At 57.8% G+C, this 22,561-nt stretch carries 18 protein-coding genes and 1 tRNA gene; 9 read left to right on the top strand and 10 right to left on the bottom strand.

The features are described from left to right. Position 1 precedes the first annotated feature (1 nt). Positions 2 to 223 (top strand): hypothetical protein, encoded by a 222-nt coding sequence (locus tag NA78x_RS08580; RefSeq protein WP_425618023.1) that lies wholly within the window; start codon positions 2 to 4, stop codon positions 221 to 223. Here NA78x_RS08580 and NA78x_RS08575 read toward each other — a convergent pair whose 3' ends face one another. From NA78x_RS08575 to NA78x_RS08565, 3 genes are read right to left on the bottom strand one after another with little or no spacing between them, the layout of a single operon-like run. Then, entirely contained in the window at positions 224 to 376 is a 153-nt protein-coding gene (locus NA78x_RS08575; protein ID WP_425618022.1) for a hypothetical protein, read from the bottom strand. Between the two features lie 8 nt (positions 377 to 384). Next, positions 385 to 810 carry a hypothetical protein gene (locus tag NA78x_RS08570; protein ID WP_425618021.1) on the bottom strand — a complete coding sequence of 142 codons (426 nt, stop codon included), beginning with the start codon at positions 808 to 810 and terminating at the stop codon, positions 385 to 387. A 30-nt stretch (positions 811 to 840) separates the two neighbouring features. Next, positions 841 to 1,743: a BRCT domain-containing protein gene (locus NA78x_RS08565; RefSeq protein WP_425618020.1), complete on the bottom strand. Its 903-nt coding sequence runs from the start codon at positions 1,741 to 1,743 to the stop codon at positions 841 to 843. 344 nt (positions 1,744 to 2,087) lie between these two features. On the opposite strand from NA78x_RS08565, the gene NA78x_RS08560 reads away from it, so the two are divergent. Then, on the top strand, positions 2,088 to 2,276 hold the full coding sequence (locus NA78x_RS08560; protein WP_425618019.1) for a hypothetical protein: 189 nt from the start codon (positions 2,088 to 2,090) through the stop codon (positions 2,274 to 2,276). Between the two features lie 17 nt (positions 2,277 to 2,293). On the opposite strand, the gene NA78x_RS08555 is transcribed toward NA78x_RS08560, so the two are convergent. From NA78x_RS08555 to NA78x_RS08545, 3 genes are all read right to left on the bottom strand, one after another. Next, positions 2,294 to 3,394, bottom strand: coding sequence for a tyrosine-type recombinase/integrase (locus NA78x_RS08555; RefSeq protein ID WP_425618018.1), 1,101 nt, complete (start codon positions 3,392 to 3,394; stop codon positions 2,294 to 2,296). Positions 3,395 to 3,546: 152 nt separating this feature from the next. Beyond that, positions 3,547 to 3,621 (bottom strand) — tRNA-Pro (locus tag NA78x_RS08550). A 234-nt stretch (positions 3,622 to 3,855) separates the two neighbouring features. Next, entirely contained in the window at positions 3,856 to 5,136 is a 1,281-nt protein-coding gene (locus NA78x_RS08545; RefSeq protein WP_425618017.1) for a BBP7 family outer membrane beta-barrel protein, read from the bottom strand. A gap of 622 nt (positions 5,137 to 5,758) precedes the next feature. Between NA78x_RS08545 and NA78x_RS08540 the strand changes: the two genes are divergently transcribed. From NA78x_RS08540 to NA78x_RS08510, 7 genes are all read left to right on the top strand, one after another. After that, positions 5,759 to 7,732, top strand: a complete 1,974-nt coding sequence (locus NA78x_RS08540; protein ID WP_425618016.1) for a preprotein translocase subunit SecA — start codon at positions 5,759 to 5,761, stop codon at positions 7,730 to 7,732. A 512-nt stretch (positions 7,733 to 8,244) separates the two neighbouring features. After that, complete coding sequence (locus tag NA78x_RS08535; protein WP_425618015.1) at positions 8,245 to 10,287, top strand: GAF domain-containing protein; 2,043 nt, start codon at positions 8,245 to 8,247, stop codon at positions 10,285 to 10,287. Between the two features lie 69 nt (positions 10,288 to 10,356). Next, entirely contained in the window at positions 10,357 to 11,889 is a 1,533-nt protein-coding gene (locus tag NA78x_RS08530; RefSeq protein WP_425618014.1) for an efflux RND transporter periplasmic adaptor subunit, read from the top strand. Between the two features lie 65 nt (positions 11,890 to 11,954). Beyond that, entirely contained in the window at positions 11,955 to 14,207 is a 2,253-nt protein-coding gene (locus NA78x_RS08525) for a biotin/lipoyl-binding protein (RefSeq protein ID WP_425618013.1), read from the top strand. A gap of 247 nt (positions 14,208 to 14,454) precedes the next feature. Further along, positions 14,455 to 14,814, top strand: coding sequence for a DUF3467 domain-containing protein (locus NA78x_RS08520; RefSeq protein ID WP_425618012.1), 360 nt, complete (start codon positions 14,455 to 14,457; stop codon positions 14,812 to 14,814). 163 nt (positions 14,815 to 14,977) lie between these two features. Next, the gene (locus NA78x_RS08515; RefSeq protein ID WP_425618011.1) at positions 14,978 to 15,223 is read left to right on the top strand and encodes a ribbon-helix-helix domain-containing protein; all 246 of its coding nucleotides are present in this window, start codon (positions 14,978 to 14,980) and stop codon (positions 15,221 to 15,223) included. Further along, a complete protein-coding gene (locus NA78x_RS08510; RefSeq protein WP_425618010.1) occupies positions 15,216 to 15,533 on the top strand; it encodes a type II toxin-antitoxin system RelE/ParE family toxin in 318 nt (105 codons plus the stop codon). The genes NA78x_RS08515 and NA78x_RS08510 overlap by 8 nt, the downstream gene beginning before the upstream one ends. 26 nt (positions 15,534 to 15,559) lie before the next feature. On the opposite strand, the gene NA78x_RS08505 is transcribed toward NA78x_RS08510, so the two are convergent. From NA78x_RS08505 to NA78x_RS08490, 4 genes are all read right to left on the bottom strand, one after another. After that, positions 15,560 to 15,940, bottom strand: a complete 381-nt coding sequence (locus NA78x_RS08505; protein ID WP_425618009.1) for a hypothetical protein — start codon at positions 15,938 to 15,940, stop codon at positions 15,560 to 15,562. 46 nt (positions 15,941 to 15,986) lie between these two features. Next, a complete protein-coding gene (locus NA78x_RS08500; protein ID WP_425618008.1) occupies positions 15,987 to 19,196 on the bottom strand; it encodes a valine--tRNA ligase in 3,210 nt (1,069 codons plus the stop codon). Positions 19,197 to 19,506: 310 nt separating this feature from the next. Next, positions 19,507 to 20,304 (bottom strand): DUF4058 family protein, encoded by a 798-nt coding sequence (locus tag NA78x_RS08495; protein WP_425618007.1) that lies wholly within the window; start codon positions 20,302 to 20,304, stop codon positions 19,507 to 19,509. 836 nt (positions 20,305 to 21,140) lie between these two features. Continuing rightward, the gene (locus NA78x_RS08490) at positions 21,141 to 22,544 is read right to left on the bottom strand and encodes a DUF1501 domain-containing protein (protein ID WP_425618006.1); all 1,404 of its coding nucleotides are present in this window, start codon (positions 22,542 to 22,544) and stop codon (positions 21,141 to 21,143) included. Between the last annotated feature and the right edge of the window lie 17 nt (positions 22,545 to 22,561).

The following is a 22,561-nucleotide window of genomic DNA, read 5'->3' as shown; positions in this document are numbered from 1 at the left end:
GATGAACTTCCGCGATCTCACGCTCGAACAAGCCCAGGCCCTGCACGACGAAGAGCTCGCTCGCCTCTCCCGTTACACTGCCCTTCTCGGCCGGATGAAGGAACTCGGCTACCCAGAAACCGATGAGTTGTTCGTGCGGACCTTGGCGGCGCGCGATGCCGCGATGAGTCTGCGGATGTTCCTGCATTACCGGGTGATCGATTTGGAGAAGGGGCGGCGGTAGCTATTCCGCCGCGAAGATCGTCGCTACCACGTCAGCGCCCACGCGGTAGGCGAGCGCGGCCAGCATCAGCAGCACGAGCCACAGCAGCTCGCGATTCGCCCGCCACATGCAGCGTGGGAAGAGTGCTCGATATCGGAGCCGGCGGCGTCTCACGAAGAGATTCAGTCTGCCTTCTTGTCCATCTTCATCGTGGCCGTCGTGAACCAAGTATAGTGAATGGCATATTTACCAATCGCAGTGCCATCCTTAATCACTCGGCAAACCGTCGATTTGTCTTCTCTTCGGCGCTCGAATGTCGTTATCTCCAGCACGACCAACTGCAAGCCAGCTTCTAAGGTGATTGCCTTTCTCTCGTTGACCATCGCTTTGATGCCCTCGCTGTCTTTAGCTTCGAACGACTTGGCAATCTCAAGTGCGTCAAACTCGTCAGCGGCCACTATAATTGGAGCGGTCGTGGTAAGCCTGTCACCGACTCCGTGCGAGATCGACTTTGACGGTGGTGGAGCTGCCCCTTTCTTTTTCGCCTGGGCGAAGCAAGGCGAGGCCATGGCACAGATCACGGCAATGGACAGAAGTAGTCGAAGCATGGTATTTCTCTCGTAAGCTTTGCTCGGGTTCTATTCGTGAACGTGGTCCCAAAAATCGACTTCGTGGACAATCGTAATCTTGTGACCATTCTTTCGCAGCGTCATCGCCTCTTCAACCTTGCGGCCGTAGCAGGAAAAAGCCCAGCAGGGATTGCCTTCGCAGCCGACGACGAGGTAATGCAGCTGCTGCGTGACGTTCTTCGCGAAGATGCCGCCGCGTTCAGTGATTAGCTTTTGGATCTTCGAGCGCGGAGCCCGTTCAGATTTGCCCGTAAAGCAAAACGTGCGTTCGGGAAATTCGATGCTCGGTGCCAGCGCACACATTCCGGCGATCGCGAAATCCATCAAATCATCGGTCACCTGAACTGCGCGGTGGCCTGATGTAGAAGTGAATTCGCTGAAGAACCTCATCACCTGAGTCTGTTCACTCGCGGTAACGATCCCATCCTTCAGCACGTGCGTGATAAGTGACTCGAGTTCATCGAAGGGCCAACACCCTTTAAGGCTTTCGCGTTTCGACATCCACCCGTCGAGCGCGCGTAATTCCTCGGCAGTGATGATGCCGTCGGCGGCGATGCCTCCCATCAGACCCTGCAGCCTTTGCATGTCGGCTGTGACTGCGTCGTAGTAGCCATTCTCCGCAGTAAACTTGCCGCACATCCAGAAGAGATCCGCGAGCTCGCTTTCGTCGATGATCCCGTCTTCAATCACCGTGCGAAGCATGTCGATGACTTGCTTGAACGGTTCTTTGTTCTCGAACTCGCTGTTGTCATCGAGCCAGTAGACCAGTCGTTGCAATTCATCATCGGACACCTTCAAGTCGGCCGTTATGCCGAGAAGTATCCCGTGAAGCTCGTGGACAGACTTATTGAGCCGCGCTGGGCCAGTGAAATGGAAGTACTGGTTGTTGTCATCGTTGCGCTTACTGAGCATGGCAGGGGCTCACTACGTATGTGGAGGGGATCGCACTATTGTGTAAATCGCCAACCTGAAAAGCAAATGTTTTCGGTTGCTTCCGCATGAAACGCCAACTACTCTTGCTTCGTCGCCGGCTTTGCTGTCACAGGTACCGGTTGACCGCCCCGATTGTCTCGGGGCGTTGTTATTTCTTGGCTGCTCGCCTTCATTCAAGCGGCTCTTACGACAGCACACTCGTGCTCCTCAAATGCGAACATTGCGCGAAGTGTTGCTAAAACTTTCTCCACCCTGTGAAGGTTCGCGGCTTCGAGTCACTTATTGACAGTGCTCGATATGTTCGCGTTAGAGGAGAGAAAGTCATGATACCGTTCATTGTTGAGTTGTCGGCTGCGATGACCTATTTGATTGGGTATGCGTTGATTGCATACCTGGCATTTCTTCATCACGAAGTGCATTGCTGGGGCTACGCCATCATCATTGTTGGTGCGATCCTTCATGTCGTGATCATCGTGCTGCTCAAATATCGCAAGGGCCACCATGCACCTTAGAGCTGCGGTCTTGGCGATTACGCCTGCTTCCTAACGGCAATCGCAGCCGCAGCTTTCAAATGCTCCGGCTGCTTATCTAAATGGGCATAATGCTTCGCCAGCATTTTCAAGTCAGAATGCCCAGCCAATTCTGCGGCCGTCGCCAAACCCACGCCGTTTCGCAAAGCGCCCGTTAAAAATGTGTGGCGATACGCGTACGCCACGGTTTCAGGCGGCATCTTAAGCTTCTCTCGAAGCGCACGCATTCGGCAGCGAATTGCATTACTCGTCCATGCCGTACCATGGCTGTTGAGAAAAAGCGGACCGCTGGTACGTTCACCCATCGCGAGCCTTGTCAAAATCTGCAGGCAAGGCGAAAGATAAATGATCAGCGGCGCGCCAGTTTTCTTTCGGTTCTTGTGGTTCTTCATCACCCAGCACGATAGATCGGGTGATACATCTTCGACACGAACCGCTGCCACCATCCCTGGTCGGGTGCCGGAATGCTTCAGGGCAATCAGCACCGGACGAAAAGCTAGATCCCGACGACGCGGCTTGATTCCTAGCTTCACCGCACGTTTACCAGGCTTCCGGCCGCCATCTTCATTCAGCATCATCGCGGTATGCTGTTCGTCGGTGATCAGGCCCTCGCGACGATTCGCGGTCGGCTTGCGCACGCCGGCCAACGGATTGCGGTCCATCAGGCCTTCCGTGATTGACCAGTTGAATACCCGCTTCACGGCCGCGATTGCTGCCCGCTTGGAATCAGATGCTTTCCAGCCCGGGTTTTTGTCGAGCCAACGGGTAACGTGAAATGGCTTCAGGTCGCGCGCCCGAATGTGTCCATACTCGTCACAGAACGACCTGATGTAGGTGCCGTAGCCAGCGTAAGTTTTGGAGTCGACGTTTTTCTCTGCCCAGCCAAGGAATGCTTCGCAGACGGCGAACGTCGGCGAATTGACATCCTCGGGATTCTCCGCAGTGACCGTTTCTTGCCAAATTCTGTAGGCCTGGGCTTCGTCTTCGTGTAGTCGGATCTGGCTTTTGCCGTTTCCGGTCTTCACGTACCAGGCACCGCGGTCTTCGCGGAAATAGGGCTTTCGCATGATGCTCACTCTTTTAGGGGTTGTGACATCCATGCTAGCGCTCCTCGTGACAAGTCAGGTCACGGCCGATTCGAAATCTCCAAAACTTTTGGGGTCAGTTTTGGGGTCAGCGGCCCATTCGTCGCGGCAGAGTTCGCGCAAAGAAAAAGCCGCAAGTCCTTGTGAGACTGCGGCTTCTGTTTCAGTCGGGGTGACAGGATTTGAACCTGCAACCTTCTGCACCCCATGCAGACGCGCTAGCCAGGTTACGCTACACCCCGTTGTTGGAAAGGAGGCCTGAGCCGAGGCTCAGGTTCACTCACCAAAGCATAAACATCCCATATTGCGCCGCTTCTTGCAATCCGGCTTTGGCAACTGCGCGGAATTCGCAAACCGATTGAAACCGAGCGGCGATCCGCGGATTCGAGAGAGAACTTTCGGACTGAGGGGCGTCGACAAGCCCGTGGTGCTCGGGCAGTGCTTGCTGCGCGAGCCCGAGACCAGATTAGTCGTACTTAGTATTCAGCTCGCAGCGAGAAGTTGAGACCCATCAGCCAGTAGTCGTCCTGGACGAAGCCCGGGAAGGCAGGTTGGGCAGGGCCAACCAGCGGACCGGTGAGCTGCGAGAGGTTGACGCGGCGATCGATCTCGGGGCCAGTGGTGATGGCCGACGAGAGCCAGATCAGGTTGTAACCGACACCCAAGCTGATGTTCGAATTGAGGTGATAGTTGAGGTTCACGGTCAATTCGGGAATCACGATCGTTTCGCTGTTGTTGTAGTCACCGATATTGGTCTGCTGGGCAAGCAGGCCGCCGTTATACGTGGTCGGCAGCCCAACCAGAGGCGTCTGGGTCTGGGTACCGCGGATGCGCACATTTTGGTGCGAGTTGCCGAACGAGAGCTTCGTCAACCAGTCGGCCGACCAACGACCACGAGCCCGGGTTCCCTGCAGGCCCAACATACCGCCGTGAAACACATTCGATGTGCTAAAGCTCTCGCGGATGTCGAAGACGGTGCCGTCAATGATCCCTTGGCGAGCCGTATGCAAGCTGCGAATTGACAAGGCATCCGCCAAGCGAAGGTAGGAGTAGCCACCGATGAGGTCGACACGGTTGTGCCGATCACGTTCCATCATGATGCGAGTATAGACATCGGTGCCCACGAACGAGGTCTTGTAGTCGGCGGCCACGCTGCCATCGACGATTGCGTCGCCCATGCCATCGAGGGCGGCGATGAGCAGAGCGTCTTCAAAGCCGAGTTGTGCGTTGAAGAACGGCCGGGCCAAGAGTGGGTCACCGGTCGAAGCAGCAAAAAAGTTGGCCTGATCTCCTTCGAGACCAAACACCTTCACACCGAGTCCGACATTGTGGACCTGGTCGAGCCAGATACCAAAATTGCCACGCAGGCCGGATTGAACTTCGTCGCCCAAAAGTTCGTCGCCAAATAGCACTTGGGTCGTTGGATTACCAATTACCCCTTCGTCAACCTGGCTGCTGGTGGTGACGAGCGCCGGGACATGCGATCCCTTGCCCCACCACATCAGGTATTCAACCTGCGCCCACATATTAAGCGCTCGACTGCACTGATTGCAGACACCGCAGCTTTCATCGCCGCACCATGTGTCTTCGGCGGGGCACGGGTTGTAACTGCCATCGGCGTCGTTGAGCCAAGTGGACTGGCGCATGACATCAACGGTGTCGGCCAGCGCCTGGCGAACTTCTTGGGCCGGGACTGGGGTCGCGGCAAACAAGAGTAGAGCCATTAAGGCCCCGACGAGGCGAAGGTTCGTCTTCATAGACAGTCTCGTTCCTGGGAATTGCAGCTAGTCGCTACCATCGAATCGACCCCTACAGGCAGACAATCCAGAGAAGCTTGACTGCGCGTCAAACTCTTCCCAGGTACCCCATTCTGTTGTTCGGTCGTCAATTGCAGCGGCGCGCACCTCTCGGATGTGAACTCATGCCAATACGGCAGCGCACAACGCGCTCTAGGGAGATTTTCGGCCCGGCAAGTTGTGCCGATTGAGCAAAAAGTGCCGAAATTACCGCTTCTGCTGTTGCTAGCACCATTATTCTCGCCGGGCAGTAAATCTTGAACCAGCGAAGACTTAGCCACGTAGGAGACATTTGCGGAGCACGAATGCGTCAACATTTTGTCGGCACCATCGGCCATTGGCGCAGGGCGTGCTTAAGCGTAGCCGCCGCAAAAGCTTCGGCCAAATTGGTCGATTTTGCCGTCCACCCGAGGGCAAGGTGCGTTGCCTTTCGTGAGCGGCCGGCGAACAATTCCGAATGCGCTAGTTGTTAGGACCACTCCTGCGCGATTTTAGATTGTAGAGTTGCCCACCACGGGTGGTGCTCACGGCGTCACGTCCTCGCTCGTTGGTTCCTCACCGATTCACATCCTTGCGACCGCCTATGAGTTCCACCACCGCAGTCAACGGCATACCCCAAGGCTGGCAGGCCAAGATGCTGTCGTGGCTCGGCGGTCCCGTGCAGCGACGGCTGGCTCAATGGGGGAGTCAGCTGCAGCAGATCAACGCGTTTGAGCCAACCTTGGCGGCTGAAGAGCCCCGCGACCTGCGAAAGCGAAGCCTGGCCCTGCGTTATCGGGCCAAGTCGGGCGAACCGCTGGCCAGCATCGTCCCCGAGGGCTATGCCCTGGTGCGCGAGGCGGCGAAGCGTGCGATCAATCAGCGTCATTACGATGTGCAGATGATCGGTGGCATGGCGCTTTTCTACGGCTGCATTGCCGAAATGGAAACGGGCGAAGGCAAGACCCTGACCGCGACGCTTCCCACTTACCTGCATGCCCTGATTGGCAAGGGCTCGCATTGTGCAACGGTGAACGATTATCTCGCTGAGCGCGATGCGGAAATGATGCGTCCGGTTTATGAAGTGCTGGGCATGTCGACGGGAATCGTGCTTACCGCCGATACGCAAGACGCGCGGCGCAAGGCCTATGCCTGCGATATCACCTACGGCACCGCGAAAGAATTTGGCTTCGACTTTTTACGCGATCGGCTGCTGCTGCGGCGGATGGGCATGGCCCAGTCGAACTTGCTGAATCAACTTACCTCGGCTCGCATGGAGCTCGGGGGCGAAATGCCCGTGCAGCGAGAGCATCACTTTTGCCTCGTGGACGAAGCCGACAGTATTCTCATCGATGAGGCACGCACACCGCTCATCATCGGTTCGCTGGGCGAAAAAGCCATTGAGCGCATCGTCACGCTCTATCGCTGGAGCGCGGAGGTCGTGCCTCAGTTCATCGAGGACGAACACTACGAATACGAGCACGACGACAAGAAGGTCGAGCTTTCGACCGAAGGTCGTCAGCTGGTGCGGTCGATGCCCAAGCCCGAGATCTTGCGCGGCGTGGGTTTGATTGACCTCTATCAGTACGTCGAACGAGCCATCAAGTGCAAACGCGATTACCTGCTCGATCGGCATTACGTGGTGAAAGAAGGCGAGATCGTCATCGTCGATGAAAATACTGGCCGTCTCGCCGAAGGGCGAAAGTGGCGCGACGGTATTCATCAGGCAATCGAAGCCCAAGAGAAGATCGAAGTCAGCGTGCCGACGGGACAGGCCGCGCGGATCACGATTCAAGATCTCTTTCTGCGATACAAGCACCTAGCTGGCATGACCGGTACGGCTTCGTCAGCGACGCGTGAGTTCAAAAAAGTCTACAAGATGCGGGTCATTCCCGTGCCCACCAATCGCCCCGTGCAGCGGAAGCGATTGCCCGACAGGGTGTATGGAACCGCCGATCAGAAGTGGCGGGCCATTGTCGAAGATGTGCGCGAAGCACATCTCAAGGGACGTCCGGTTTTGATCGGGACACGGTCGATCGACAAGTCGGTGATTCTGGCAAAGTTGCTGACGGAAGCGGGGCTTTCACATCAAGTGCTGAATGCTCACGAAGTGGCAACCGAAGCCGAGATCGTTGCGCGGGCCGGTGAGTCGGGGAAGATTACCGTCGCCACGAACATGGCTGGCCGCGGTACCGACATTAAGTTGCAGCAGCATGTGAAGGATGCGGGCGGTTTGCACGTCATCTGCACCGAACTGCATGACTCGGCACGTATCGATCGCCAGCTGATGGGCCGCTGTGGTCGCCAAGGGGACCCAGGTACCGTTCAACAATACATGTCACTCGATGACGACGTGCTGCGGACCGGGTTTGGTCCGCAGACCGCTGAAAAAATGACGAAGTTGGGTGAGCAAGCCTCCGCGAATCCCCAAAAGTACCTGAGCTTGCTGCAACGCGCTCAGCGAAAGGTAGAGCGGCGTCACTTGCGCGACCGGTTCGTGCTGCTATTCCACGAAAAAGAACGGAAGAAAATGCAGCAGGAAATGGGTCAGGATCCGTACTTGGATACACCCGACTAAGCGAACAACAACCGGGTTGCTGCCAGACCGTTGTTGCTGCGCGGCAACATGGCGGTGTCCCCCAACAACAGGCTGTGGCGGTGGCAACATCGCTGCAGCAGTTACGATTGGTTCAACATGCACAACTGCTCGTCCACTGGTGAGGCATGCTGACTGTCGTAAGGAATTTGAGAGCCGAGATTGATCACTTGAAAGCTGTCCCCTCGTTCGAGGCACAGGTTTTGCAAATACGCCCCGCCCCATGCCCGCACTGTCAGAAAAGCCGAGTCCAATGAGCACATGACCGGCTTTTACGGTAGTTAGGGATATTGGGGTGGTGATGTCAACGAATCGATACAGATGATCTAGACGTTAGCGTCTGCGAACATTTGTCAACGGTTTGCGGGCAGCAGCGTCAAGAACATTGAGCCCGTCGTACTGCCCACATACATTGAATTGAACAGCGAGCGTCATTGCTCGCCCGATGCGGACCTCCTACGCCGTCGCCGTCCTCCGTCAGAAACGATCAAGTTATGTCGCAAATGAACTCCGACACCATCGAAAAAACCAAACAGCAGATCCGTGGGCTGGTTGGCGAAATTCAACAGCTGTCGAAGAGCGATCTCTCGCCCGATGAGTTCTACGCGGCATTTTTGCAACGCGTGATCGGTGCCCTGGCGGCCGTCGGTGGCGCTGTGTGGGTGCTGGGCGAAGGTAAGAAGCCGCTGCTCGCTTACCAGGTGAACATCAGCCCCACGCTGATGGACTCGGAGAGTGAAGACGCGACGAAGCACTCGAAGCTGCTCGAGTACATCGTCAACACCAATCAACCTCAGCTCATTCCGCCGCTCTCCAGCGCCGGCGACGAACGGTTGGGCGGCAATCCCACGCGTCAGTTGATGGTCGTCTCGCCGCTCGGCCACGATGGTTCGGTCGAAGGTCTGATCGAGATCTTTCAGCGACCCGATACCCAGCCCGCGACGCAGCGAGGCTATTTGAACTTCCTGCAGCAGATGAGCACCATCGCCGCGGAGTGGTTCAAGAACCGCAAGTTGGGTCAGCTCACCGACAAGCACTCGCTGTGGTCCGATGCCGATCAATTCTCTCGCAGTGTGCACGAAAGCCTGGACCTGCGTGATACCTGCTACACGATTGTGAACGAAGGCCGCCGCCTGCTGGGTGTTGACCGCGTGAGCGTGGCGATCAAGAAGGGTGGCAAGTGCCTCGTTGAAGCAGTGAGTGGGCAAGACACGGTCGATTCCCGTTCAAACGTGATGACGATGCTCGGCACCCTCGCCACTCGCGTGGCCGCTTCGGGCGAACCGCTGTGGTACATGGGCTCGACCGAGGACATGCCGCCGCAGATCGAAGAGGCTCTCGAAGAGTATGTCGATCACTCCTACACCAAGTCGCTAACGGTCCTGCCGCTACGCAAACCTCGTTCGGTGGAAAGTGGCGTGGCCAATGCAACCGGCGAAACGGTGCAACAACTGGGCGAAATCATCGGCGTGCTTATCGTTGAGCAAATCGAAAGCGAAATTCCTCGCTCGGTGCTCGATCCACGTTTGGACTTGGTTTTCGAACACAGCGCCCGCGCGTTATCGAACTCGATTGAGCACAACACGCTCTTCTTGATGCCAGTCTGGAAAGCCATTGGCCATTCGCAGGCCATGGTGCATGCCCGCAACTTGCCCAAGACGCTCACCATCGGTGGCGGCATCCTGGCGGTGCTGCTGGCCCTGTTCATCATTCCGTGGGACTTCAACATGACGGCTACGGGCTCGCTGCAGCCCGTTACACGAGCCGACGTATTCGTCCCCGAACGGACCGTGGTTACCGATGTGAAGGTCGATAACAACACCCTGGTCGAAGCTGGCCAGGAACTGATCATTCTCCGGAGCGACGAACTGCAACAAGAGTTGAAGCGTGTCGACGGCGAAATGCGAGCCAAGATCGAACAACTGAATGCCATTCGCCAACGATTGACCGATACCAGCAAACCCAGCACTCCGCAGGAACGAGCCCGCGATGCGGCGGACTTGTCTTCGGTGGAAGTGGAAATCAAGAGTCTGCAAGATCAGCTGAAGCTGCTGCGAGATCGCGAAGAAAAGCTGATCGTCCGCAGCCCGATTAAGGGTCGCGTGATCACCTGGGATGCGAAGCGCCAGTTGATGAACCGCCCTGTCGAAACGGGACAAGTGCTGCTGACGGTCGCCGCCGAAAACAGTGCGTGGGAAGTAGAACTGTACATGCCCGAGCGTCGCGTGCATCACTTGGTGAAGCATCGTGCTGAGAATCCCGGCAAAGAGATTCCCGTCGACTACATCCTGATGACGCAGCCTGGCGAGAGCCACAACGGCACCGTCGAAGATGTGCACTGGATGGCGGAGCCGCACGAACAAGAAGGACATATGGTCCGCGTACGGATCAAGACGGATCCGAATGACGAGAAACTCAAAACGGCTCGTCCCGGCGCGAGTGTGACGGCTCACGTCGACTGCGGCGACACCGTTCTCGGCTGGGCTTTGTTCCACGAAGCCTGGGAATATGCCGAAGCCAATCTCCTCTTCTGGTAATTGCCGGCGAACACTCGGAACTTAACTCGCGCGGTTCGCGACAAAAGCCTTCTTGCAAGGAATCGGAACATGAAGAACAAACTGATAGATCTGGCCAGTGCCTTCGGCATCGTTTCGCTGGGCTGGCTGGCTCCCGTGAGCGCTCAGCAACCTGCGCCGCGTGCGTTTGCTCCGCCCCCAGCTGCAGCACCAGCCTTTGCCCCCCCAGGCACGGCTGCACCGGCCTTCGCTCCACCGGCTTCCTCGTTTGGCAATCCGAGCTACGCGTCTTCGGGTGCTCGCCAACCCAACAGCGGCGAGATCTACGTCGAGCATGGCTTGGTCACCGTCATTGACGATATCAAGGTGCCCGCTCGCGATGCCGGCAGCTTGACCAAGCTGTATGTCCGCGGCGGCGAATTGGTTCCCGGCAATGTGATTCTCGGCGTCATTGACGATCGTGACACGCTCGCCAAGCAGCGAATTGCTCAAGGCGAACTGGATGCCGCCACCGAACAAGCCAACAGCAAGGCAGAGATCGAAGCTGCCGAGAAAGGCCGCGATGTCGCTCTTGCCGAGTATGAATCGGCCAAGGAAATCAAAGCAAAGCAACCCGGTGCGATCTCCAACCAGGAATTGAACCGAGCTCGCTTTCAATGGGAACGGTCGCTCGCGCAAATCGCCGTAGCGAAAACCGACAACGTCGTGGCTGGTCATACAGCCAACATGAAGCACGCCCAACTCGATGCCACGGCCGTCGAATTGAGCAAGAAGAAAATCGTCTCGCCCATTCAGGGTCAGGTGGTCGAAGTCTACAAGCATGAAGGTGAATGGGTTCAGCCCGGTGACCCAGTGCTGCGTCTGGTTCGCTTGGATCGCGTGCGGGTGGAAGCCTTCGTCTACGCCAAACTGGGCGGCCGGTTCGAAGTCGAAGGCAAGCCAGTGACGGTGACGGTGAAGTTGCCTGAAGACAAAGAAGTGACTGTGCAAGGTCGGGTCGATTACGCCAGCCCAATCATCGAAGGTGCGGGCAACAATCGCCAGTATCGCATTTGGGCCGACATCGAGAATCAGTTCGTCAACGGCCACTTCCTCATTCAGCCCGGTTCCGAAGCAACGCTGAAAATCAACATTGCCGGTGCCAAGATCCCGGCTCCTGAACGCGAAGCTCCGCCACAGTTGGAAGCAGCTACTCCTTCCTTCACGCCGGCTGCTGCTCCTGTGGCCCCTGGTGTTGGCACTCGCACCGAAGCCGCTCCGGCCGAAGCGACCTCGACAGAAAATGCCGCTGCACCTGCTGCCGCATCGCCAGCAGCCTTCGAATCACTCAAGCCTGAACTCCCTGCTGCACCTGCGGCAGAGACTGTAGCTCCGGTCGCTCCCGCAGCGGCAACTCCAGCTGCGGCCACTCGCCCAACTCTCGCTCCTGCAGCGAATCCAGCGCCCGCATCCGCTGCTCCTCGCGCCGTAGCACCCCAACCAAGAGCCACGGCTCCCCGAACAACACCCGCTCAACCGGCGGCAAGTGCCCCTCGTCCGGCACCTCGCCCAGCAATCTCCGGCTTGGCCGATCCCAACTCGGGACCACGCCCGCGAGTGACGCCACAGTTGCAGCCTCGCTAACTCTGCTTCAGCATTCCTGACCTTCTGTCTCCAAACTCTGAACTCACAACTCCGAACTTCCCACCATGGCCACCCTTGCAGAAAGCCTCGTCAGCAGCACGTCTCGGCCGTTGCTGCTGCGCATGCGCCCGGACCTGCAAGCGCGCCGGCATCGGTATCGCGGGCAGTCGTTCTGGGTGCTCAAGGAACCGGTCGGGCTGAACTACTTTCGTTTTCACGAGGAAGAGTATGCGATTCTGTGCATGCTCGATGGCCTCACCAGCTTGGAAACGATCAAGGAGCAGTTTGAGTCGCAATTCGCTCCGCAAAAGATCACGTTTACCGACTTGTTGCAATTTGTCGGCATGCTGCACCGCAGCGGACTTGTGATCAGCGAATCGCCCGGCCAAGGGCGAGCCCTCAAGAAGCGGCGCGACGAAAAGAAGCATCGCGAGTTCATGGGCAAACTCACTAACGTGTTTGCCCTGCGTTTTCGCGGCGTCGATCCCGAGCGATTCCTCAATTGGCTCTACAAATACACCTGGTGGTTTTTCACCTGGACCGCCCTGTTCATCAACCTGGGCATCGGGCTCGCAGCCCTCTCGCTGATCGTCGTGCAGTTCGATCAATTCACGGCCCGCTTACCCGCGTTTCATGAATTCTTCGGCCCGCGCAACTGGTTCATCCTGGCCATTGTGATGGGCACGGTGAAAGTGCTGCACGAGTTCGGCCACGGCCTCTCGTGTAAACACTTCGGCGGCGAATGTCACGAGTTGGGGGCAATGCTCCTGGTGTTTACACCGGCTCTATATTGCAACGTCTCCGATTCGTGGATGTTGCCCAACAAATGGGCTCGCGCGGCGATTGGCGCGGCAGGGATGTACGTCGAACTGGTTTTGGCGTCACTAGCCACGTTCATCTGGTGGTTCAGTGCGCCGGGGTTGTTGAATCACGTAGCGCTGGGTGTGATGTTCATTTGCTCGGTGAGTACCGTCGTCTTCAACGGCAATCCGCTGCTGCGATTCGATGGTTACTACATCCTGATGGACTTGCTCGAAATTCCGAACTTGCAGCAAAAAGCCAAGGAAGTGCTGAAGCGGTTCATGATCGATTTGTGCCTCGGCATCGAACAGGCAGAAAACCCGTTCCTGCCCCAGGGCAATCGCTTCATCTTTGGTTTGTACACCGTCGCTTCCGCTGCTTATCGCTGGGTGGTGGTGTTCTCGATCTTGTTTTTCCTCAATAGCGTCTTCGAACCCTACGGCTTAAAGATCATCGGCCAGCTCATCGCCTTGTCGGGCTTCTTTGGCCTGGTGGTGCAGCCGATCTGGGGTATTGCGAAGTTTTTCTACACACCGGGAAGGATGCACAAAGTGAAAAAAGAACGCGTCATCGCGACTGCCTGCGTGGTGGTTGCGGTCGTGGCGGCCATCTTCCTTGTGCCGCTGCCGTACTCAGTCTCCAGCACCTTCGAGGTGCAAGCGCACGATGCGGCTCAGGTCTTTTCGGCCGAAGCGGGCCAGGTGGCCGAAGTGTTTGTGAAGCCAGGCCAAAAGGTCGAAAAAGATCAAAAACTGCTGCGACTCCACAGCCCCGATTTGGAGTTGGAAGTCAAACGCCTCGAAGGCCGCTACCTGGCTGCCAAGGAAGCGCTAGACAACCTGAAGACGTTGCGCTTCACCGATCCCGCTGCGGTCGACCAGCTCGAAACCGCCGGCGAGGTGTTCAACGCTGCCGAGAAACAGTTCCGCGACAAGGAGGCCGAGTTTGATCGGCTGACGATTCGCGCTCCTCGTGCCGGCATTGTCATTCCGCCTCCGACACGCGAAGCCAAGGCCGAAGAAACTCGCGATCGCCTCGCGTCGTGGTCGGGACATCCCTTCCAAAGCAAGAACCGCGGCGCGCCGATCATGCCGACCGATCTCATCTGTCAGATCGGCGATCCGAATGATCTGGACGCGGTCCTCATCGTGGATCAGGCCTACATCGATCTGATTCGCGATGGCAAAGGCGGCGAACCCCATAAGGTTCGTTTGCTGCTCGATGCCCACACACGCCACGCTTACGATTCGTATGTCGCCGAGATTGGTGCGAACGAAATGAAGGCGGTCAATCCGGCCCTTTCCAGCCGCACGGGCGGCCGCTTAGAGACGGTGACCGATGCCAGTGGGCTGACACGACCGTTAAGTTCGTCCTATCCGGTGCGGGCGCCGATGAAGGACATCCAAGGTGACGTGCAGATAGGAATGCAAGGACAGGCGCGAATATACACAGGATGGCAACCAATCAGTCAACGCGTGTATCGCTACGTGGCGAAGACGTTCCATTTTGACCTGTAAGCAGCCGCTTGCGGGAGAAGTATAGGCTAGATTTGGGGTGCGACGGGAGCCAAGGTAATCTCACCATTGCCTAGGAAGTTGCATCCGAGTATTTGGACACTTTGAGTATTTATCGGCAGGACATTTTCAGCAGCATTGCCTTCAGAGTGTTGCCGTTCGAGCCGTTCTCGTCGTTGGTTTGGGTTTGTGGCCTTTGAAGAAGCCACGCACACGGTTGCCGCACACAGCGGCCAGGAGATTTTACAGCATGTCAGTAGAGAATCCCGCAGAAGGCCAAGCCCCAGAAGCAGCCGCCCCTCCCGCTCCCCAGCAGCAGCAAGCCGTTCAGGTCGAAGTCGATGACCATCACGTCACCGCTTCGTACTCGAACTTCTGCCGCGTCACCGGCTCGCCCGAAGAACTGATCATCGACTTCGGTCTGAACCCACAGCCCGTCGGCATTCCCAGCAAGCCGATTCCGGTCACCCAGCGCGTGATCGTCAACTACTTCACCGCCAAGCGTCTGCTGCACGCTCTGTCGCTGTCGGTTCAACGTCACGAAGCCGTCTTCGGCGTGCTCGAGACCGACATCCAGAAGCGCCTCAAGCCAGGCCTCAGCGGCCGCTAAGGCCTGTGAGGACCTTTTGTCCTCACACCCCAGCCTCAACGAATTCGGCCAGGAGCCAAAACTCCTGGCCGAACGCGTTTCTTGAGCGCATGACTTGCCTGCTATAATATTTCAGGACGTAGCAGACTCTGGTTTCCTGGCCTTCTGGTCGTGCAACTTACCCATGACAACAGTGACATTGAACTTGACGGACGAGCTGCAACAGTTTGTGGCTCGGGAAACACAAGCCGGGCAATTCAATAACCCTGCTGGTTACATCGCGGCATTGATTGAACGCGCCAAGGACAGCCAGGCTAGATTGACCGCTCTGCTTGTCGAAGGCCTCGAAAGTGGCGACCCCATCAACCTGGATGCTGCAGAGTGGGGCCGCATTCGACGTGAAGTCCAGCAACGACGCTTAAATGGCTAACACCACAGTCATCCGCCCCCGCGCACGTTTGGATGTCGTCGAACTGGCATCCTTTATTGGGGAACAGAGCCTTCAGGCGTCAGATCACTTTCTGGATGCCTGCCATACTACTTTTGGCTTCTTGGAAGAATCGCCAGGAATCGGCAGTTTCTATGTGACAAGCGAAAGTCGTTTGACCGGGTTACGCGTGCTCCGAATCAAGGGCTTTCCGAATCATCTGGTGTTCTACTTCGCGCGCCCTTTCGGGATTGAAATTGTGCGAGTGTTGCATGGGGCACGCGATTTGGATCTGGCGTTACAGAACTCTTGAGCCCAGACCGACGCCGCATGCACTTTCTAGATTTCTTCGGTCCAGTGTTCAATTCCGTTCGGCCCGTTATGTGGCTTTACGCACAAGGCAACGAGCCGCTTGGATTCAACTTCTCTTGCCAAGAAGCGAGTATGGTCGCCTTCGTAGCGGAGAACATCGAGGATGACGCAACCGGCCAGAAAGAAGCCTTTGTACTGCCGATTCCTCAATAGCGCGCACTGCCAGCAGGTGATCGCTCCCGCCGCCACCAAGAATTGCGTGAGGCCGGTTAGCGTCGCTCCGAACTGGGATTGGCCTCGCTGAAACCTTGTTAGCAGGCCATGAAGCTCTTCGGCACTCAACAGCCTGCTGGCTTCCAGCAAGCTGCAGAACTCTTCTACGTCATGCACGAGATGGTCTGAAGCCATGGACGATCATCCCAGCGAAGTGGGCTCTGTATTTCAATCTGCATTCTCACTTCTGCTTTTGCAAAGCTTCGAGGGCCAGTTGCACTGCGGCGAGTTGCGTTTTCGCGGCTTCGAGCGCGTCGCGTTCGACCTGCACGACGTTGGCTGGCGCGCGGGCGACGAAACTCTCGTTGCTCAGCTTGGCTTCTTTGCCTTTGATGATGCCGAGCCATTTTTCCCGCAGTTGCTCGTTCTTGGCGATCTCAGCTTTGACGTCGATGAAGTCCTTCAGGTCGACGTAGATGTCCATGCCCGTGAGAGCAGCCTTGCTATGATTGGCCGGCGCGGTTGCCTTGGGGCCGAGTTCGATCGGCTTGGCGTTGGCCATCGATTGCAGGTAGGGGAGCATAGGCGTGAGGAGGGCCGTGGTTTCGTCGCTGCAGGTCACGCTGAACTCGATCGGACTCTTCATGGCGATGTTTTGCCGGCTGCGAATCTCGCGCAGGGCGCCAAGGGCCGCCTGGAACGTCGCGAAGCGAGCTTCGGTCTGCGGATCTTGGTGAGCCTGGTTCAACTCGGGCCACGGAGCGGTGATGCACTGCGCGGCGGCCTGCTCGAGCTTGTCGAGGCCGCGAACGGGCGCGATCTTACCGAGGTTCTGCCAGATCTCTTCCGTGACGAATGGCATCAGCGGATGCAGCAGCCGCAGCAGCACGTCGAGCGTGTGGGCGAGCACGCGCTGGGCAACGGGCTTGGCCGCGGGATCTTGCAACCGGGCTTTGGTGATCTCCACATAGAAGCTGCAGAAGTCGTCCCAGGCAAAGCTGTACAGCGACTTGGTCGCATCGGCGTACTTGTAAGTGCGCAGCGAGTTCGTCACTTCGCCAGTTACCGTCGCCAGCCGCGACAGAAGCCAACGATCTTCGACGGCCAACTCACCCAGTTGGAGTTCCGGCTTTAGCCGGCTGCTCTCCGCGTACCCATTCAGATTAATCAGCGAAAATCTCGCCGCGTTCCACAGCTTGTTGACAAAGTTGCGGGCCACTTCAAACCGCTCGCTCACCACGGGTGCGCGGGGCAGGGCAATATCTTCCGGCTTGCTGGCCCACTGCGTGGAAAATTCCTTACTGCACTTGGTGCAAGCGACGCGCGGCAGCGCGCGGTTCTTCAGTGTCTGGTCGACAAGCGACTGGCAGTGCGGGCATTCGAACTGCACCGGCATCCGCACGTCTTGCGTTTCCGTCGTGAGGTCCGCGAGGCCAAAACGCAACGAGTCCGCACCGAACTTCTCGATCACGTCGAGCGGATCAACGCCGTTCCCCTTACTCTTGCTCATCGTCTCGCCGTAGCCATCGAGAATCTTCGGATGAATGAAGACCTCGTGGAACGGAATCTCGCCGACGTTCGATAAGCCCGTAAGCACCATGCGGGCGACCCAGAGCGTGATGATGTCACGACTGGTGATCAGCGTGCTCGTGGGATAGTAGTACTCAAGTTCCTTCGTCTGCTGCGGCCAGCCCAGCGTGCTGTGCGGCCAGAGGGCGGAGGAGAACCAGGTATCGAGCACGTCGGGGTCGCGTTTGAAGCCAAGACTTGTGAGCAAATCGTCATAACCAGGATTGTGGTCGTCACGCCGCTTGCAAATAAAGACATCAATTTCACGGCCACGATACTGGTTTTTTAGATTCGCAAAGTCGTCAGCAGCGAACGAGATTGCGTCACCCGATGCTACGTCGGCAATTCGGAGCGAATACTCAGAATCGTTGTTCGTTATCTCGTCCGCGTCAGACCAGTTGAATGCCGATTGCCATTCCTCGTCCGTGGCATTTGAAGAGATTCGCTTGTGCCAAACCGGTATCTGATGCCCCCACCACAACTGACGGCTCACGGGCCAATCGCGTTTTTCACCGAGCCAATCGAGATAACTCTTGGCGTAGCGTTCGGGGAAGATCTTCACGCGGCCATCGGTCACGGCATCCATGGCCGACTGGGCAAGCTGGTCCATCTTCACGAACCATTGATCGGCCAGGTAAGGCTCGATCGGCGTCTTGCTGCGGTCGGAGTGGGGCAGTTCGATCTCGCGATCCTCGACATCGCCGAGCAAACCGAGTTCGTCGAGATCGGCAACGACCTTGGTGCGTGCCTTGTGAATCGTCAGGCCTTGATACGGTCCCGCTTCGGCGTTGAGCGTGCCGTCGGGCTTGAGGATGTTGATCATCGGCAGCTTTTGACGCTGGCCGACGAGGTAGTCGTTGGGGTCATGTGCGGGCGTGATCTTCACGCAGCCTGTGCCCAGTTCGGGCTTGGCCCATTCGTCGGCGACGAGGGGAATCTCGCGGTTCAAGAGCGGCAACATCAGCTTGCGACCAGCGGCGGCCATCGTCGCCAGCGTGAGCAGCTGCGGCAGCAACTCTTTGCGGCGCGTAGCGATGTTATCGAGCTGCGCTTGAATGCCTTCTTGCTCCTTCGCCGGTGCCTTGGCCAGACGCTCTTTCAGTTCTGCTTCGGCCTTATCGAGCGCGCGAGCCGGATCGGGATGGACGGCGACAGCCGTATCGCCAAGCATTGTTTCCGGGCGGGTCGTCGCAATGGTCACGAATTCCGGTTCGCCAGGCTTCGGTTGAATGACGGAATAGCGGAAGTGATAGAACTTTCCCTTCACGGTTTCTTGAAAGACTTCGTCGTCGCTGACGGCGGTCTGCAGGAAGGTGTCCCAGTTCACGAGTCGCTTGCCGCGATAGATTTTTCCCTCGCTGAACAGCTTGAAGAACGTCTGGCGCACTGCGGCCGCGCATTGCTCGTCGAGCGTGAAGCGAACCCGCTCCCAATCGCAGCTGCAGCCCATCCCCTTCAGCTGACTGAGAATTCGCTTCTCGGACTTGTCTTTCCATTCCCAAATGCGGCGAACGAGTTCGTCGCGTCCCAAATCGTGCCGGCTGAGTTTTTCTTCTTCGCGAATTCGCTTTTCGACCACCGCCTGCGTGGCGATGCCCGCGTGATCGGTGCCCGGCATCCACAGGGTGTTGTAGCCCTGCATGCGATGCATCCGAATCTGAGCATCTTGCAGGGTGTTGTTGAGGGCATGCCCCAGGTGCAAGGCCCCGGTCACGTTCGGCGGCGGGATGACGATGCTGTACGGCCCCTTCGACGGATCCTCGCCGGTCGGCGGCTCGGCGTGAAAGGCTCCGCTCGCTTCCCATTGGGCATAGATGCGGGCCTGCGTTTCGGCGAAGTCAAAGCGGTTCGGAATCGACTCGGGGGAGAAGGTAGAGGACATGAATGCTGCTAGCCAAAGGAATGCGATTGCTCAGTAAAACCCGCCGAATGGTCACCTTCGCGCGGACCGCCATTCTACCCGAATCGGGCAGTTTCGAGCATGCCGGTATTGGGGAGCTTGGGGCTGGGAACTAGGAGTTGGGGAAGAGACAACTCTGGCAAGTGAAGGGTTCAGGTACGCTCGACGATCTCTCGGAGCAAATTCAGACGTCACTCAATCACAAGCCAAGAGGTGATGGTTTGCTGCCCGTAGCCCGCAGCCGTGCTGCGGGCCGAGCAATCGCGGCTTAAGAACGAGGCACGGCTTCGTTTTACGGGTTTTGATGCTTTCGCCACTCGCTGACGCAGCGACGGGCCCAGGTGGCATCGGCCTTCCGCAATGGCGGCTGGAGCGATTCGCCATAGTCGAGAGCGATCGCATATTGGGCCACGTCGTAAAACTCGGTAAACGCCTCCTGCAAGTGCAGCGGCACATCGGCGTCGCCGGCAGCCAGCGGAATCGGGATCGGCGGCAAGGGATCGCGAATCGACCATTCGTAAACCAGTACTTTTGGTCGCAACTCAAGGCGATGGACAAAGACGCAAAAGTCGGTTTTTGGTTCGAGCGGTTTGGTTGTCGCTGGCCGGCTACCCACCCGGAGCAAGTCAATCTCGACTAGATTGACCTTGCGCTGCAACAACTCGTCTCGCTTGGTCAAATACTCGCGGCGGCCGTCGGTACCGACCGCTTTATTCGTGGGCGAGAGCAATTCAATCACAGTCACGATCTCGCGATTCTTTCGGTCTTTGATCACCAGGTAGAGTTCGCTGTGCTCCACCGGAAGCGGGACCTCATACACACGCGGCTCAATGGTTGCCAGACTGCTATTGGCGACTGGTTTGCGGGGGGCGGTCTTGCGCGAAGCATGCGCGATGTGGATGTCGGGCTGCCGGAGTGTGGGATCGTCAAAGGTTCGCTCGAGATAGACTCGCCGTTCCATGCGGGCCAGATACCGCGGGGCAACCGCCTTCGCCAGTTGCCGATGAAACTGCGCGATCATGCCGGAATGGAACTCTTGCCATTCGTCCATCTCGATGAAGGGATCCATGCCGGGGAACGGTGATGGCATACAGCTAACCTCGGACGAGTCGCGTCAAGTCTCACTCACTCAATCATAAGCCAAGTGGTGAGGGTTTGCTGCCCGTAGCATGCAGCCGTGCTTCGGGCAGGGCACATGCTCCAGGAAACGAAGCACGGCTTCGTTCTACGGGTTTGGCGTTCGAAGCTGAAAGTGTTTGACAAAGAATCACGCATCGAGCAGATTTTGGATGGCTTCGCTTTTCACGCGGCAAGGCGTGCTTACCCGGGATGGTGGGACGAGCTTGCGTGCCGCGAAAGCGAGTGCAATGACGAGAGGTGGAAGAGCGGGGCCGCGCTCCGGGGTGGGCCTGCGCGCCAGCGTGAAAGGTAATGGCAGGCAGGATGCCAATGCCCTGGAAGATGATGTTCAGTTATTGAGCACTAGGTGTTGGTCAGTTGGTTGCTAGATGGCTGTTGATGCATTCGGTTTTAGGAAATAACTGTTTTGGACAACGGCAATGAATTGGCCGTTACGAGTCAGCGAGGGTGAGGTTGGGGCCGGGGCGAGAAATTGCCCAGATTGCCAAAAAGTGGTTATCAAATGGTTATCGCGCAAGCCATCAGAACGAGGGGTTTGTAACAGGAATAGATCGCGGCAAACGGTTGCGGCAGTGAGACTTGTGGCGAGGTGCGTAATTCGCGAAAAAGGAGCGAAAAGGTTATCAAAATTCGGGTGAACAGGGGCGATCGGCGAGATGAGGATTCGGAATGGTTAAGGGAAAAGAGAGCGGCACTGGTAAAACGTCAAGAACGAAGCACGGCTTCGTTCAACGGCGAAACTTCCAACGGCGAGAAGTCGTTTTGCGGCGAGGCTGCGTTTTGGGTTTAGACCAACTCGCGCATTGGTTCGACACCGGGGTCGACGAGATAGTGCGGGCGACCACGCAAGTCGAATTCGCGGACGGCGCTCAGGTTGAGGCCAGCTTTGCTGTAGAGCGTGGCAAAGACTTCCTGGAAGTTGACCGGCCGTTCGGTGGGATGTTCGGCGTATTTATTCGTCGCGCCGATCACTTGGCCGGTTTTCATGCCACCGCCGGCAACGACTGCTGCGGCGACGCGGGGCCAGTGATCGCGACCAGCCTGGTTGTTGATCTTAGGCGTGCGGCCGAATTCGCCCCAGACAACGACACTGACGTCGCGGTCCATACCTCGTTCGTGCAGATCGCTGATGAGGGACGACAACCCTTGATCCAGCAGCGGGAAGTCTTTGCGTGCCTGGACGAAATTCTTGCCGTCTGGGCCGTGCCAATCCCAACGCACAAAGTTCATCGAGACCACGCGGGCACCTGCTTCGACCAGGCGGCGGGCGATGCAGAAATTGCGAACCATTCGCGGGGCACCGTCGCGTTCGAAGCCCGGATCGTCGACGCCGTAGCGGGCGAGGACGGCGGGATCTTCTTTCGACAGATCGAGCGCGTCGGCCATGCGCGACGAAGTGAGAATGCCGATGGCTTGTTCCGAGAACGTATCGAGGCCACCCATGGCGCCGCGGTTGTCGGTATCGCGGCGATAGACGTCGAGCGAAGCTCGCAGGTTGTGGCGATCTTGAAGACGATCGAGCGTGATGCCGTTCAGCACCATGCTGTCGCTCTTCATGCCATTGCCTTGACCACCGACGAGCCGAAACGGCGCGTGAGCCATGCCGAGATAACCACCGTCGCCGGTGTCACCCCAGGGTGCATGGCCCGTCTTGTACATCAGCGAAACGTGGGCGGGAACCGCTTGGTTCGCGGGGCCTTTGACCTTCGAAACCCAGGCACCCATCGCAGGCTGGCCACCGGCAGGAGCCTGTGCCCCTTTCTTGCGACCGGTCATGCACTGATAGGCGTCGTGCCCGCCATCGCAATCGGCGAGCGAGCGAATGATGGCGAACTTGTCGGCCATCTTGGCCAGCCGGGGGAAGAGTTCGCAAATCTCCATACCCGGGACGTTGGTCTGAATGGGGCTGAACTCGCCGCGAATTTCGCTGGGGGCGTCAGGCTTCAGGTCCCACATGTCGATATGGGGCGGACCACCCGGCAAAAAGATGTTGATGATTGCCTTGTGCGAGCGGGCACCAGGCTTCGGCGAGCCATCAGCGGCGGGATTATTGGAATTCAGGGCTTCGGCCCGCAGCATCTGGGGCAGTGTGAGCCCGCCGAGCATCATGCCGCCGACGGTCAGAAAGTCGCGACGACCAAGGCCATCACAAAAACCGCGCGCGGGGGACTTTCCATAGATCGTGAACATGGCAGGGTGTTCCTAGG

It is taken from the genome of Anatilimnocola aquadivae, from assembly GCF_049819085.1.
Classification (GTDB): Bacteria; Planctomycetota; Planctomycetia; order Pirellulales; family Pirellulaceae; genus Anatilimnocola.
The sequence above is the reverse complement of the archived record's forward strand: the minus strand, read 5'-3'. Positions and strand labels throughout refer to the sequence as shown.

What these genes read in the sequence shown, in the direction of transcription:
- NA78x_RS08525 (WP_425618013.1), top strand. Translation starts at nt 11,955, where the DNA reads ATGGCCACCCTTGCAGAAAGCCTCGTCAGCAGCACGTCTCGGCCGTTG.
- NA78x_RS08545 (WP_425618017.1), bottom strand. Translation starts at nt 5,136, where the DNA reads ATGAAGACGAACCTTCGCCTCGTCGGGGCCTTAATGGCTCTACTCTTG.
- NA78x_RS08515 (WP_425618011.1), top strand. Translation starts at nt 14,978, where the DNA reads ATGACAACAGTGACATTGAACTTGACGGACGAGCTGCAACAGTTTGTG.
- NA78x_RS08505 (WP_425618009.1), bottom strand. Translation starts at nt 15,940, where the DNA reads ATGGCTTCAGACCATCTCGTGCATGACGTAGAAGAGTTCTGCAGCTTG.
- NA78x_RS08580 (WP_425618023.1), top strand. Translation starts at nt 2, where the DNA reads ATGAACTTCCGCGATCTCACGCTCGAACAAGCCCAGGCCCTGCACGAC.
- NA78x_RS08520 (WP_425618012.1), top strand. Translation starts at nt 14,455, where the DNA reads ATGTCAGTAGAGAATCCCGCAGAAGGCCAAGCCCCAGAAGCAGCCGCC.
- NA78x_RS08540 (WP_425618016.1), top strand. Translation starts at nt 5,759, where the DNA reads ATGAGTTCCACCACCGCAGTCAACGGCATACCCCAAGGCTGGCAGGCC.
- NA78x_RS08560 (WP_425618019.1), top strand. Translation starts at nt 2,088, where the DNA reads ATGATACCGTTCATTGTTGAGTTGTCGGCTGCGATGACCTATTTGATT.
- NA78x_RS08530 (WP_425618014.1), top strand. Translation starts at nt 10,357, where the DNA reads ATGAAGAACAAACTGATAGATCTGGCCAGTGCCTTCGGCATCGTTTCG.
- NA78x_RS08490 (WP_425618006.1), bottom strand. Translation starts at nt 22,544, where the DNA reads ATGTTCACGATCTATGGAAAGTCCCCCGCGCGCGGTTTTTGTGATGGC.
- NA78x_RS08510 (WP_425618010.1), top strand. Translation starts at nt 15,216, where the DNA reads ATGGCTAACACCACAGTCATCCGCCCCCGCGCACGTTTGGATGTCGTC.
- NA78x_RS08565 (WP_425618020.1), bottom strand. Translation starts at nt 1,743, where the DNA reads ATGCTCAGTAAGCGCAACGATGACAACAACCAGTACTTCCATTTCACT.
- NA78x_RS08570 (WP_425618021.1), bottom strand. Translation starts at nt 810, where the DNA reads ATGCTTCGACTACTTCTGTCCATTGCCGTGATCTGTGCCATGGCCTCG.
- NA78x_RS08555 (WP_425618018.1), bottom strand. Translation starts at nt 3,394, where the DNA reads ATGGATGTCACAACCCCTAAAAGAGTGAGCATCATGCGAAAGCCCTAT.
- NA78x_RS08495 (WP_425618007.1), bottom strand. Translation starts at nt 20,304, where the DNA reads ATGCCATCACCGTTCCCCGGCATGGATCCCTTCATCGAGATGGACGAA.
- NA78x_RS08500 (WP_425618008.1), bottom strand. Translation starts at nt 19,196, where the DNA reads ATGTCCTCTACCTTCTCCCCCGAGTCGATTCCGAACCGCTTTGACTTC.
- NA78x_RS08535 (WP_425618015.1), top strand. Translation starts at nt 8,245, where the DNA reads ATGTCGCAAATGAACTCCGACACCATCGAAAAAACCAAACAGCAGATC.